This window comes from Duganella sp. BJB476 (assembly GCF_003416895.1).
GTDB lineage: Bacteria > Pseudomonadota > Gammaproteobacteria > Burkholderiales > Burkholderiaceae_D > Rugamonas.
The window spans coordinates 87,075-101,093 of sequence record NZ_QVIO01000003.1 but is presented as its reverse complement, the minus strand read 5'-3'; the positions used below and the strand labels follow the sequence as shown (position 1 = coordinate 101,093).

Sequence of the window (14,019 nt, the reverse complement as noted above, 5' to 3'; positions counted from 1 at the left end):
GCAGCTACTTGATGCAGACCGCCCGCACCATCTTGATATCGGTGATACCCAGCAGGACTTTCTCGATGCCGTCCATCTTCAGGGTCAGCATGCCGTCTTCCAGCGCGGCCGCCAGCAGCTGGGCGACGCGGGCGTGTTCCTGTAGCAGCTTCTTGACCTTGTCGCTGCCTATCATCAGCTCGTGCAGGCCGACGCGGCCCTTGTAGCCCTTGTTGCACTCGTCGCAGCCGAGCGCGCGGTACAGCGTGAACTTGCCGTCCCTGGCGTAGCGCTGGCGCCAGCCGGCCAGCACGGCGGCGCGGCCGGCGGCGCGGTCCTTGATGAAGCTCTCGGTGCTGAGCAGCTCCTCGCAGAATTCCGTCAGCAGCAGATCCAGTTCGGCCTCGCTCGGCTGGTAAGCCTGCTTGCAGTTGCCGCACAGGCGCTTGGCCAGCCGCTGCGCCAGGATGCCCAGCAGCGCGTCGGCGAAGTTGAACGGGTCCATGCCCATGTCCAGCAGCCGTACGATGGATTCCGGCGCGCTGTTGGTGTGCAGCGTGGCGAACACCAGGTGGCCCGTCAACGAGGCCTCGATGCCCATGCCGACGGTTTCCTTGTCGCGCATCTCGCCGACCATGATGATGTCCGGATCGGCGCGCAGGAAGGCCCGCATCACGGTGGCGAAGTCCAGCCCAGCCTTGCGGTTGACCTGCACCTGGCGCAGGCCTTTCTGGGTGATCTCGACCGGGTCCTCGGCGGTCCAGATCTTGGTGTCCGGCGTGTTCAGGTAGTTCAGCACCGAGTGCAGCGTGGTGGTCTTGCCGGAGCCGGTCGGGCCGCAGACGAAAAACAGGCCATACGGTTTCTCGATGGTGGCGCGCAGCCGTTCCAGGTTGAACGGCAGCACGCCCAGCTTGTCGAGCGGGATCGGTTCGCCGGCCGCCAGGATGCGCATGACGATGTCCTCGACGCCGCCGGCCGAGGGGATGGTCGCCACCCGCAGCTCGATGTCCAGCGGGCCGTATTTCTTGAACTTGATCTTGCCGTCCTGCGGCTTGCGGCGCTCGGAGATGTCGAGGTCGCACATGATCTTGACCCGCGCCACCAGCGCGCTGCGGTAGGAGGCCGGGATTTCGATGTAGGGCACCAGCGTGCCGTCCTTGCGGAAGCGGATGCCGGTCTTGCCCTTGCCGGGCAGCGGTTCGATGTGGATGTCCGACACGCCCTGGCGGTAGGCGTCGACGATGATCTTGTTGAGCAGCTTGACCAGCTCGTTCTCGACCGCTTCCGACACTTCCGCCGAGCCGCCTTCGCTGTCGCCGTCGTCGTCGTCCATGCCCGACAGCAGTTCGCCGACGCTGCCGCTGTCGCCGGCGGCGCCGAAGAAGTGCTCGATCATCATCCGGAACTCGCGGTTGCTGGTGACGCGGAACACCGGCTTGGCCTTGGGGAAGATCTGGTTGACGATGTGGGTGTTGGCCACCCGCTCCGGGTCCAGCGCCACCACCAGCATGCCGTCCTTGTTGTCCTCCAGCGGCATCCAGCCGGATTCCTCGATGTACTGGCGCTTCAGGTTACGCAGCAGCTCGACCGGCTTGACGCGGTCCGCCCTGAAGTGCTCGTACGGCACGCCGAAGTGCCGCTCCAGCGAGGCGCCGATGGCCGCCAGCTTGACCTGGAACTCGTCGATCAGCACATCCTCGATATCGTGGTCCTTCTTGCGGGCCGAGCGCGTGGCCAGCTCCAGCTCGGGCGCCGACAGCACCGCGTCCGTCACCAGCCCGTCATATTTGGTGCGTACCATTTGTGGCGGCTTCAGGCGTTGGCTGAAGGCCACCGACAGGGTCTCGCACAGCTCCTTGACGCCGTCCTCGGCAATGGAAGAGAAGGGCGCGCGGTCGCGGTTGTTGATGAACTGGACCACGCCCAGCAGCTCGCGCGACTGCACCGCGATCAGCGGCGCCACCAGCATCTGCTTGGTGCGGTAGCCGGTGCGCTGGTCCACGCCCTGCTGGAAGCGCAGCTCGGGCGAGTAGCGCGCCAGCTCGGCCTGGTCGTAGACGTCGGCGAGGTTGATGGTCCGGCGGGTCAGCGCGACGTAGCCGGCGATCGAGGCCGGCGTGACCGCCAGCTTGAGGTCGCGAAATGAGGTGAGCCCGGTCTTGACCTTGGAGACGATGTAGTCTTTTTCATGGTCCATCGCGTACAGCGTGAAGCGGTCGCAGTTGAACAGGTCGCAGAATTCCATGCCCAGGTCGAGCATGATCTCGTCCAGGTTGCTGGTGGCGTGGATCTTGGTGGTGACCGTTTGCAGCTTCTGGAAAAACGCCAGCCGCAGGTCGACATCGCTGTGCTGTGGACTGGGGGTGCCGGCGTCGTTCATGATCGCTTTCGCTAGGTCAGTAGAACTTCCATGCCTTCATACGCGAGGAAGACCTTCAGATCGCCCAGCAGCGGCGCGTGGCGCGCCATCACATCGGCGAACACGGCTTCGAGTTCGTCGTCACTGCGGGTCGGTTCATGATGGGTGCAGTATAGCGCTTTGGCGCCGGTGCGCAGCGCCATGGAGAAGGCCGAATCGAAGGTGCCGTGGCCCCAGCCTTGCTTGGCCGGATATTCCTCGCGGGTGTAGGAACAGTCGACGATCAGCGCGTCGACCCCCTGCACCGTGGCGTCGATCGCGGCGTTGCGCTCGGCCATCCATTGCTGGTAGGCGGCGTGCTCCGGGTGGCCGGCTGGATGGATGTTGTAGTGCGGCTCGTGGTCGCCGGTGAAGAACACCGACTTGCCGTTGCATTCGATGCGGTAGCCGAGATCGGTCACCGGGTGGTTCATCACCACGTTGTGCACGGTGGCGTCGCCGACCTGGATGGCTTCGCCGATGGTCAGGGTCCGGTATTCGATGGTGGCGTCCATCTGCGTTTCGCTGACCGGGAAATAGCTGTTTTGCAACTGTACGCCCATCACGTGCTCGATGCCGTTGCCGGTCACCGGGTCGGTCACGCCATGCAGCCGCACGCGGCTGTCGCGCACGAACAGCGGCGTGAAGAAGGGCAGGCCGTGGATGTGGTCCCAGTGGCTGTGGGTGATGAAGATGTTGGCGTGGACCGGCGTTCTTTTGTTTTGCAACAGGGATTGGGCCAGCGAAAAGATGCCGGTGCCGCCGTCGATGACGATCAGGGTGTCGTCGTCGGTGCGTACTTCGATGCACGTGGTGTTGCCGCCATAGCGCGCGGTGCGCGGGCCGGGGGAGGGAATGGAACCGCGCACTCCCCAAAAAATAAATTTCATACGCAATCCCTGTTCTTTTTTTGCCAGATACTCTGGTCGATGATAGCTTTTTTTCTCGGCAACAGGGAAAAACCCGACACTGCCTGCGCTAATTTTGTGTCGTGGAGCATTTGCCGGTGTACAACAGCTTGTGTGAGAGATACACTTCGAAAGTGCGCCTGAGCGTCTGGCGGCTAGCGCAAGCCCATACTACAGGTATTGAAAAAACAACCATGCAAGAGTTGAATCAAACGCAGATCTCACAGCGGCTCGACCAGCTGACGGAACTGAGCGTCCAGCTGGGCAGCAGCCACGACACCGATACGCTGCTGGAGCGTATCCTGATCGTTGCGAAAAGCATGACCAACGCCGACGGCGGCACCCTGTACCGTCCCAGCGAAGACAAGCGCTCCCTCGATTTCACCATACTGATCAACGACACCCTTAAGACACATCAAGGCGGGATCAATGGCGAGCCGATTACGGCGCCCGGCGTGCCCCTGTTCGACGAGAACGGCGAGAAAAACCTGGCCTCGGTGGCGGCCTACGCCGCGCACTTCGGCCTGTCGGTCAACATCGAGGACGTCTACAAGGCGGACGTGTTCAATTTCTCCGGCATGGTCAAGTTCGACCAGCTGCGCAAATACCATTCGCAATCGTTCCTGACGGTGCCGATGAGCGACCACGAGGGCGAGCTGGTCGGCGTGCTGCAACTGATCAATGCCAAGGACAGCGACACCGGCGCCATCCGCGCCTTCAGCCAGACCGACCAGCGCTTCATCGAGGCGCTGGCGGCGCAGGCCGCCGTGGCGCTGACCCACCAGCGCCTGATCGCCCAGCTGGAAGAGCTGCTGGAATCCCTGGTCAACCTGATCAACATCGGCATCGATGAAAAATCGCCGTACACCGGCCGCCACTGCCAGTTCGTGCCGGAACTGACGATGATGCTGGCCGAAGCCGTGCACAGCACCGAAACCGGCCCGCTGGCCGATTTCCGCATGACCGAGCAGGACCGCAAGGAACTGTGGCTGGCCGGCCTGCTGCACGACTGCGGCAAGATCACCACGCCGGTGCACGTGGTCGACAAGGCCACCAAGCTGGAAACCATTTTCGACCGCATCGCCGTCATCGACACCCGCTTCGAAGTGCTGCTGCGCGATGCCGAGATCGATGCGCTGCGGCGCAAGCTGGCCGGCGGCGACCACGGCGCCATCGATGCAGAACTGGCGCAGCTGCAGGCCACGCTGCGCGAGGAGCGCGATTTCATCCGCGTCGCCAACATCGGCGGCGAGGGCATGAAGGCGGAGGACCAGGAGCGCGTGCGCCAGATCAGCCAGCGCCGCTGGGTCGGCGTGGACGGCGTCGAGCAGGAATTCTTCAGCGCCGACGAGCTGATGAACCTGACCATCAAGTTCGGCACGCTGACCGACGCCGAGCGCAAGGTCATCAACAACCACATCTCGATGTCGATCCGCATGCTGGAGGCGCTGCCGTGGCCCAAGCACCTGAAGAACGTGCCTGAGTATGCCGGCGGCCACCACGAGCGCATGGACGGCAAGGGCTATCCGCGCGGGTTGACCAAGGAGCAGATGTCGATCCAGGCGCGGGTGATGGCGATCGCCGACATCTTCGAGGCGCTGACCGCCAAGGATCGGCCTTACAAAAAAGGCAAGATGCTGTCGGAGTCCTTGCGCATCCTCGGCAACTTCTCGCTCAACGGCCACATCGATCCCGACCTGTTCGATATCTTCATCCGCAGCAAGATCTATCTGGTGTTCGCCCTCAAGAACATGGACGAAAAACAGATCGACGACATCGACGAAGCCAAGATCCCCGGTTACACGCCCTAACCCCCGGAAGGAGCGCGCGTGCGCCTGATCCCCGCCAAGTGGACCAAGACCCTGTTGAAGTACGGCCCGCGCTGGCTGCTGGGCGTGCTCATCACGACGGCCGGCGTGCTGTACACGCTCAATATCTGGGAGAGCGAGGCCGTGGCCCGCTTCGACAACCTGCTGGCCGGCGAGCGCATGAAGCTGGAGGCGCCGGCGCTGGATCCGCGCATCGTCATCGTCGACATCGACGGCAAGGCGCTGACTGAGTTCGGCCGCTTCCCGTGGAGCCGCAATATCCAGGCCCGGCTGATCTCGCAGCTGACCGGCCACTACCAGGTCAAGGCGGTCGGCTACGATATTTCCTTCCCCGAGCCGGACACCAGTTCCGGCTACGGCGTGCTGGAGAAACTGTCCAACAAGGAGTTGAGCGACGTGCCGGCGCTCAAGCAAAAGCTCGCCGAGCTCAAGCCCGCGCTGGACTACGACGGCCTGTTCGCCAGCGCGCTGGCCGGGCAGCCGGTGATCCTGGGCTTCAACCTGTCGCCGGACCAGGTCAAGGGCGAGCTGCCCAAGCCGCTGTTCACCGAGCAGGACTTGAACGGCCGCGAACTGACCGCCTACAACGCCCCCGGCTACGAGGCCAACGTGCCGGTGCTGCAACGGGCGGCGGCCGGCGGCGGCAGTTTTTCCGTCTCCACCGACCCGGACGGCATCGTCCGCTCGGCCTACCTGATCCAGCAGGTCGGCGACAAATATTATCCTTCGCTGTCGGTGGCCACGGCCGGGCTGTACCTGGGCGCGCTGGCGATCAAGCCGCTGCTGACGGAGTCAGTGGACCAGCTGTCGCAGAACCAGCTCGACAGCGGCGGCTACGACGCCCTGACCATCCTGCTGCCGGAGCGCAAGCAGCGCGTGATCCCGGTCGGCGAGGCGATGACCACGGTGGTGCAGTTCCGCGGCACCGGCGGCCCGGCCGGCGGCGCCTTCCGCTACGTGTCGGCGGCCGACGTGCTGACCGGGCGCGCGCCGGTTGAGCTGCTGAAAGGAACGGCCGTGCTGATCGGCACCACCGCGCCCGGCCTGGTCGACTTGCGCGCCACGCCGGTCAAGGCCGAATATCCGGGGGTGGAAATCCACGCCAACATCATCAAGTCCATCCTCGACAACCGGTTCAAGTCGCGCTCCTACCTGGCGTTCGTCATCGAGGCCGGACAGATCCTGGCGATCGGCCTGCTGCTCAGCTTTGCGCTGGCCGCGCTGTCGCCGCTGCGCTCCATCCTGCTGGGCGTGCTGGTGCTGGCCGCCAGCTTCGGCCTGAACTATTACGAATACGCCTCGCTCGACCTGATCTACAACCTGGCGATGCAGCTGATCGTGATCGCCGCCGTGTTCGTGCTCAACGTGGCCTGGGGCTATTTCTTCGAGGTCAGGAAAGGGCAGGCGCTGGTGTCGCGCTTCGGCGAATACGTGGCGCCCGAGCTGGTGGCCGAGATGGCCGACGATCCCGAAAAATACAATATGGACGGCGAAAGCCGCGAGCTGACCGTGCTGTTCGTCGACGTGCGCGGCTTCACCACCATCTCCGAAGGGCTGACGCCCAAGCAGCTGCGCGAATACATCAACCTGTACCTGACGGCGATGTCGGAAGATATCCGCGACAGCCACCGCGGCACCCTGGACAAGTACATCGGCGACGCCGTCATGGCCTTCTGGGGCGCGCCGGTGGCGTTTGCCGACCACGCCAGCCGCGCGGTCGCCACCTCGCTGCTGATGCAGGCTTCCGCCCACCGCCTCAACGACGACTTCATCGCGCGCGGCTGGCCGCCGCTGAAGATCGGCATCGGCCTCAATTCCGGCCTGATGCACGTGGGCGACATGGGCTCGAAAATCCGCCGCGCCTACACCGTCATGGGCGACGCCGTGAACCTGGGCTCGCGGCTGGAAGGCATCACCAAGGTGTACGGGGTCGGCATCACGGTCGGCGAGGCCACGCGCGCCGCCGCGCCGGAGTACGCCTACCGCGAGCTGGACCTGGTGCGGGTCAAGGGCAAGAACGAACCGGTGGCGATTTTCGAACCGATAGCTCTGGAAAAAGACCTCGATCCGGCCACCCGCAGCGAGCTGGAGCGCTGGCATTTGGCGCTCGCTGCCGTGCGCGCGCAACAGTGGGATCAAGCAATGACTATAATTGTTGAATTGAAGGCATTATTGCCTGACCGCAGCCTGTATTCCCTATATACTGAGCGCATCGCATACTACCGAGCTCATCCTCCCGGCGCGGACTGGGACGGCGTCACCACGTTTGAAACGAAATAGCGCAATCTAGCCACAGGCAGGGAAAAAACTCTCCTCCAGACAGGAAAAAAAAGTGGCGGCCTGAACAAAGAGGGCTACACTGAGAGGAATATTAGTTTCCTGATGGATATGCTTTTTTCAAGTGCTTTAAGCCCTTCGAACCACCAACAATTCTGAGTAACCGACTCGCGGCGCACCGGGGCGCGCGAGTCCAGATCCACACCGGATAGAGGATGCCGTTATGAAAGCCGAGACCAGCCGCTTCCCACAACGCCGCGCACATACCGCGCCGCTGCGCCGCAAACTGATCGCCGTGCTGGTGGCCGCCTGTTACACCGGCGCCCACGCCGCGCCGGTCAGCCCGACCGTGGTGGCGGGGCAGGCCAGCTTCAACCTGCAGGGCAAGACCTACTCGATCACCAACACGCCCAACACCATCATCAACTGGCAAAGTTTCTCGGTGGCGTCGGACGAGATCACCCGCTTCATCCAGCAGAGCGCGGACAGCAAGGTGCTGAACCGCATCACCGGCCAAAGCCCGACCCAGATCCTGGGCTCGCTGCAATCGAACGGCAAGGTGTTCCTGATCAATCCGAACGGCGTGATCTTCGGCGCCGGCTCGCGGGTGGATGTGAACGGCCTGGTGGCCTCCAGCCTGGCGATCTCGAACGCCGACTTCCTGGCCGGCAAAAACAACTTCAGCGGCGATGCCGCGGCGGGCAAGGTCAGCAATGCCGGCACGATCACCACGCCGGCCGGCGGCCAGATCTTCCTGGTCGCGCCGGCGGTGGAAAACAGCGGCGTGATCTCGGCGCCCAATGGAGATGTGGTGCTGGCGGCGGGTCACAGCGTGCAACTGTTCGATTCCAGGGATCCGAATGTGCAGGTGGTGGTGTCGGCGCCGGCCGACCAGGCGTTGAACCTGGGGCAGATCGTGGCGCAGGGCGGACGGGTCGGCGTGTATGGCGCGCTGGTCAGCCAGCGCGGCGGCATCAACGCCAACAGCGCGGTGCGCGGCGTCAACGGCCAGATCATCCTGAAATCCAGCGGCACCACGCTGGTGGAGGCGGGCAGCACCACCACCGCCACCGGCAGCAACCTGAACACCGGCGGCGAGATTCAAGTGCTGGGCCCGCTGGTCGGCCTGACCGGCAACGCCGTGGTCGACGCCAGTGGCGGGGCCGGCGGCGGCACGGTGCTGGTCGGCGGCGACTACCAGGGCAAGAACCCGGCGGTGCAGAACGCCCAGCAGGCGTATGTGGGCAAGGACAGCGTCATCAAGGCCGACGCCACGGACAACGGCAATGGCGGCAAGGTGATCGTCTGGAGCGACCAGGCCACGCAGATGTTCGGCAGCATTTCCGCGCGCGGCGGCGCGGCCGGCGGCAACGGCGGCTTCGTCGAAACGTCCGGCCACTACCTCGACATGCAGGGCGCGGTCGATACCCGCGCGCCCAAGGGCGCGACCGGCAAGCTGCTGCTTGATCCTAGCGATGTGTATATCGCCGACAACAGCAGCGTGTCCGGCGTGCCCAATTCGGTAGGCAACCTCAATCTGGTGGCGGGCGGCGGGACCTTCCTCGAGTCGCTCACCGTGCAGGACTCGCTGCTGTTGACTGGCGTGTTGCACACGGCGCTGCTGGCCAACGACGTGACGGTCAGCACGGGTAACGTGCACGGCAGCAGCGGCGGCGATATCTCGGTGCTGAGCGAAGTCCTGCTGCCCTCAAGCCGGACCCTGTCGCTGACCGCCGATCGCGACATCCTCCTGAAGGCCCACATCACTGGCAGCGACGGCAACCTGGTGTTGACGTCGGGCCGTAACATCACCCAGGTCACCGAACCGACCGCTGCGCTCACGCTCCATAATCTCAATGCGTTGGCGGCTACCGACATCTCGCTCGATAATAATAGCAACACCATCGGCGGCACGGCGTCGCTGCAAGCGACCGCCGGCAATATCACGCTGACGGCGGTCAACGCCAATCTCGGCGCCAGCAGCGCCGGCGGCACCCTGACGGCCACGGCCTACAATGGCGACCTCACGGTCAGCGGCAACGTCAGCAGCGCCGGCAACATGACGCTGACCTCGACCAAGACCAACGGCGTGGCGACCTTCAACAACGGTGTTGCAGTGGGTTCCTCCGGCGGCAATATCGTCGTGCAAGCGGACAATATGGCGTTGAACGGCACCTTCTCCACGATCACCCAACACGGCGTGCGGCTGACGCCCATGTCCGATAGCACCAGTATTCAAGTCGGCGTCGGCGCCACCGACGGCGCCGGCGTGCTGGGCCTGAGCCAGGCCGAGCTGGCCGGCGTGCAGCTGCCGGTCAACGGCTGGCTGAGCATCGGCGACGCCGCCAACGGCGGCGGCATTGGCAGCAACACCGGCAACCTGACGGTGGTCGGCAACCTGGACCTGACGGGCGGGCAGAACGCCGGCACGCTGACCCTGTACAGCCAGGGCGGCAACATCGCTGTCGGTTCCGGCGCGGCCGTCAATAGCACCGGCGTGATCAGCCTGATCACCCGTCCAAGCGGACTCTACAGTATCACCAATGCCGGCAGCATCGCCTCCAGCTCCGGCATCAACCTGTACGCCGGCAAGATGATCCTGGCGGGCGGCACGCTCAACAGCGATTCGGTCAGCCTGGGATCGATCAACGCCATCGACATCGGCGCCTCAAGCGGCCCCAGCAGCACGTTGACGCTGACCAGCGCCGACCTGGCCAGCATCAGCGGCAACACGCTGACCATCGATAACAACGCGGTCTCGGCCGGCAACATCGTCGTTAGCGCGCCGCTGACCCGCACCAACAGCCTGAGCCTGACGGCCACCGGCAGCATCGCGCTGCAAGCGGCAGTCAGCACCGGCGGCCTGACGCTGCACGCGGGCACCGAGAGCAGCATTACCGCCACCGACAGCGTGACCACCAACGGCATCTTCAACCTGCAATCCGGCAACTGGTCGCAAATAGGCACCCTGCCGAGCTTCTGTGCCACCGATTTCCGTATCGCCGGCGGCAGCTTCGTGCGCGCCGCCAGCGGCGACGGCGCCAGCAGCACGCCTTTCCACCTGGTCGATGTCTACGGCCTGCAGGGGATAGGATCGTTGTCCGCTGGCTATTCCTACGTGCTCGACAACGATATCGACGCCAGCCAGACGGCGCACTGGAACAACAACGGCAGCGCTGTCTACGCCGGCTTCAAGCCGATCGGTGGCATCGATTACGCCTATTCCGGCACCTTCGACGGCAACCACAAGACCATCAGCGGCCTCTACATTAGCCGCCCGGCCACCAACCAGGTCGGCCTGTTCGCCATCCTGGGCTCGGGGACGATACAGGATGTCAAGCTGACCGGCGCCTCGGTCGAGGGCCATAACAACACCGGTGCATTGGTGGGTACCATCCAGATGGGCAGCGGCGCCGTCAGCGGCGTGGCGATCGAGGGCAACGTGATCGGCAATGGCTCGAACGTCGGCGGACTGGCGGGCTATTCCAACGGCGCCATCAGCAACTCCTATGTGCAGGGCAATGTGACCGGCAAGACGGCCGACAGCACCGGCAGCACCGGCGGCCTGCTGGGCGGCAACGGGATGTACGGCAGCATCAACGCCGCGTACAGCAGCGGCGACGTCAAATCCAACACCAGCGTCGTGGTTGACGCCCTGGTCGGCGACGGCGCCAACGGCGGCACGGTGACGGGCGGCTACTTCCTGACCACCGGCGCTGCCAGCGACAGCGCCGGCGCGGTCGGCCTGAGCGCGACGCAGATGAAGCAGCAAGCGAACTTCACCGATTTCGACTTCGACGGCGGTTCGTCGGTGTGGCGCATGTATGAAGGCCAGACGACGCCGCTGCTGAGGGGGTTCCTGATACCGATTACCGTCACCGGCGGCGGCGACAGCAAGGTGTATGACGGTATCCCGTACACCTACTCGCAGGCGTTCAGCGCGCCGGCCGGCCTCTACGGCACGCTGGCCTACGACGACGGCCTGAACGCCGGCATCCACAAGCTCGACGGCCTGTATTCGACCAAGTACGACGTGATCTACGACCCCTCGACCACGCTGACCATCGCGCAGCGCCACATCACCGCCGCGGTGGTCGACGCCAGCAAGACCTACAATAGCCGGGTCGAGCTGGTACAGGGCACGTCCGACGGCACCTACGGCATCAACTACACCAACACGGTGAACGGCGACACCCCCGGCATCAGCGGCACCTTGAGCTTTACCAACAAGAACGCCGGCTCCGGCAAGACCGTCAGCTTCACCAGCCCGACGCTGACCAACAACCCGCACAATAATTACGTGCTCGATGGCGGCGTCAGCGGCACCGGCACGATCAACCAGGCCCAGTTGACGGTGAACCTGGCCAGCCGCGAGTACAACAACAGCTCCGGCGCCACGCTGACCGGCGCCACGCTGGTCGGCCTGCTGAGCGCGCCGGAAGGCCCGCTCGACTCGGTATCGCTGTTCATCAACGAAGGCGCCACCCTCAGCTATGCCGACAAGAATGCCGGCGTCAACAAAACCGTCAACATCAGCAGCGGCTCACTCAACAAGAGCGGTGCCGACGCCAACAACTATACGCTGAGCGGCGGCATCCGCGGCACCATCACCGCGCGTCCGGTATCGACCTGGAGCGGCAGCGGCGGCGGCTTGTGGAGCGCCGCCGGCAATTGGGTCGACGGCATCGCGCCGGACGGCGCCAACGTGCTGGCCGCCGCCATTGGCAGCGGCGCCGGCACCATCACCTACGACGCCAGCGCCGGCAACACCACGCTGGCGACCATGGCGGTCGGCAGCGGCACCCAGCTGGCGCTGACCGGCGGCGCGCTGACCGTCAGCGGCACCGGCGGCAAGTCCTATCTGACCGGCGCCACGCTCAATCTGAACGGCGGCAGCCTGGTGCTGAACGGCGCCATGGAGGCCACCAACCTGATGCTGACCAGTGGCGTGTTGAGCGGCACCGCCAGCGCCGCCAACCTGACCGTCAACAACCTGACGCAAACCAACGGCAGCATCGACATGAGCGGCTCGCTCAACGTCTACAGCGGCGGCAACATCGCGGTCGGCGCCGTGCGGGCACAAAACGGCATCACCCTCAGCGCCGGCGAGGGCGGCGGCGCGATCACGCAGACCGGCGCGCTGGTGAGCGACAGCCTGCACGCGACGGCCTACAACGGCATCACGCTGACCAACAGCGGCAACCATGTCGGCGCGTTCTCCGCCTACAACGGCTCGGGCAACCTCCTGCTCAACAACACCGTCAGCAGCGGCGAGCTGGCGCTGGGTATGCTGAGCACCAGCAACGGCAACATCGTCATCGACAACCACGGCGGCATCCATACCGGCGGCACCATCCACGCCACCAACGGCGGGGTGTCGATCACCGCGCACAGCCCGATCACCATCAGCGACAGCCTGATCGGCAACGACATCGCGCTGTCGGCCAGCACCGACATCACCTTGCAGGGCGGATCGCAACTGAACGCGGCCAACTCGATCAACATGGTCGCGACCAATAACATCGTGCTGGGCGGCCTGTTGAACGTGACCTCGCCGACCGGCAGCATCTCGGCGGTCGCCACCAACGGCAACATCAGCGTCGGCAGCGCCACCACCATCAACAGCAACGGCGCCCATGTGGCGCTGGCCGCTCCTTTCGGCTCGGTGAATGCCTCGTCGGTCACCCTGGGCAGCGGCACGCTGCCGAGCATAGACTCCGGCAGCGGGACCGCTGCCGCTGCCGATGCCGCCGCCAAGGCCGCCGCCGCCGCCAAGGCTGCGGCCGACGCCGCCGCCGCCAAGGCCGTGGCCGATGCCGCCGCCAAGGCCGCCGCCGACGCTGCCGCCAAGGCCGCCGCCGACGCCGCCGCCAAGGCTGCCGCCGAGGCCGCCGCCGCCGATGCCGCCGCCAAGGCCGCCGCCGCCGACGCTGCCGCCAAGGCCGCCGCCGATGCGGCCGCCAAGGCTGCCGCCGATGCCGCCGCCAAGGCCGCCCAGGCCGCCGCCGATGCGGCCGCCAAGGCTGCCGCCGATGCCGCCACCGCCGCTGCCCAGGCCGCCGCCGACGCCGCCGCCAAGGCCGCTGCGGACGCCGCCGCCAAGGCTGCCGCCGACGCCGCCAATGCCGATGCCGCCACCAAGGCCGCCGCCGACGCCGCCGCCAAGGCTGCCGCCGACGCCGCCGCCAAGGCCGCCACCGACGCCGCCGCCAAGGCTGCCGCCGATGCCGCCGCCAAGGCTGCGGCCGATGCAGCAGCCGCCGCCAAGGCCGCCGCCGATGCTGCCGCTGCTGCGGCCGCCAACCAGACAACGACGCCGGTGGCACAGGCGTTGAACTCCACGGTCAACATCATCAATACGGTCACCCAGGTTCAGGGCGGCACCGTCAAGGCGCCGCTGGTCTCTACGCCGCCGGAAGCCAGCACCGCATCCAGCGGGACTGGCAGCAGCGGTGGCTCGACCAAACCGGATGACAAAGTGCCCGATGATAAGGATAAGTCCAGCGGCAAGGTCGAACTGACCGCCAGTAAAAACGAGCCGACCAAGAAGATGTATTGCAACTGATGCCGCGCTGGGCAGCACGGGGCCGTTGGTGTCACGGCCCCGTTTGTGAGCTGAAATCCA

5 protein-coding genes are annotated in these 14,019 nt (G+C 65.4%); 3 read left to right on the top strand and 2 right to left on the bottom strand.

From position 1 onward, the window contains the following. Window positions 1-4: 4 nt before the first annotated feature. Both D0T21_RS13750 and D0T21_RS13745 read right to left on the bottom strand, forming a co-directional pair. Window positions 5-2,362: an ATPase, T2SS/T4P/T4SS family gene (locus tag D0T21_RS13750; RefSeq protein WP_116990151.1), complete on the bottom strand. Its 2,358-nt coding sequence runs from the start codon at window positions 2,360-2,362 to the stop codon at window positions 5-7. A gap of 11 nt (window positions 2,363-2,373) precedes the next feature. Next, on the bottom strand, window positions 2,374-3,270 hold the full coding sequence (locus D0T21_RS13745; RefSeq protein ID WP_116990150.1) for an MBL fold metallo-hydrolase: 897 nt from the start codon (window positions 3,268-3,270) through the stop codon (window positions 2,374-2,376). Window positions 3,271-3,482: 212 nt separating this feature from the next. Between D0T21_RS13745 and D0T21_RS13740 the strand changes: the two genes are divergently transcribed. From D0T21_RS13740 to D0T21_RS32070, 3 genes are all read left to right on the top strand, one after another. Further along, entirely contained in the window at window positions 3,483-5,099 is a 1,617-nt protein-coding gene (locus D0T21_RS13740; RefSeq protein WP_116990149.1) for an HD family phosphohydrolase, read from the top strand. 18 nt (window positions 5,100-5,117) lie between these two features. Continuing rightward, complete coding sequence (locus D0T21_RS13735; protein WP_116990148.1) at window positions 5,118-7,397, top strand: CHASE2 domain-containing protein; 2,280 nt, start codon at window positions 5,118-5,120, stop codon at window positions 7,395-7,397. A gap of 220 nt (window positions 7,398-7,617) precedes the next feature. Beyond that, window positions 7,618-13,959 (top strand): filamentous hemagglutinin N-terminal domain-containing protein, encoded by a 6,342-nt coding sequence (locus tag D0T21_RS32070; RefSeq protein WP_158568007.1) that lies wholly within the window; start codon window positions 7,618-7,620, stop codon window positions 13,957-13,959. Window positions 13,960-14,019 lie beyond the last annotated feature (60 nt).